Genomic DNA, 281 nt, shown 5'->3' with positions numbered 1-281 from the left:
CGGGGCCGAGCCGATGGAGACCGTCCGCAGAGCCCTCGGCGCCGCCCAGTCCGGGGCGGCGGGCGCGCTGCTGGTGCGGGGCGAGGCGGGCATCGGCCGGACCGCCTTCCTGGCCGGCGCCGCCCAGCTGGCCACCCGGCTGGGCTTCCAGGTCGCGCGCAGCCGCTGCTACCCGCTGGCCCACGACGAGTGGCTGGCGACGGCCCGCCAGCTGACCGAGGACCTGCGGCCCGCCGGCCCGCCCGGTGCGCCGAGCGGCACCGCGGCCGCGGCCGCGGCGC

1 protein-coding gene is annotated in these 281 nt (G+C 82.6%); it reads left to right on the top strand.

Features of this window, described 5'->3' with window-relative positions; all coding sequences use genetic code 11:
- Positions 1–281, top strand: a 281-nt coding sequence (locus ABD323_RS35695; RefSeq protein ID WP_344446249.1) for a hypothetical protein, incomplete at both ends; no start/stop codon positions are given.

Source organism: Kitasatospora nipponensis (assembly GCF_039528135.1).
GTDB lineage: Bacteria > Actinomycetota > Actinomycetes > Streptomycetales > Streptomycetaceae > Kitasatospora > Kitasatospora nipponensis.
The sequence above is the reverse complement of the archived record's forward strand: the minus strand, read 5'-3'. Positions and strand labels throughout refer to the sequence as shown.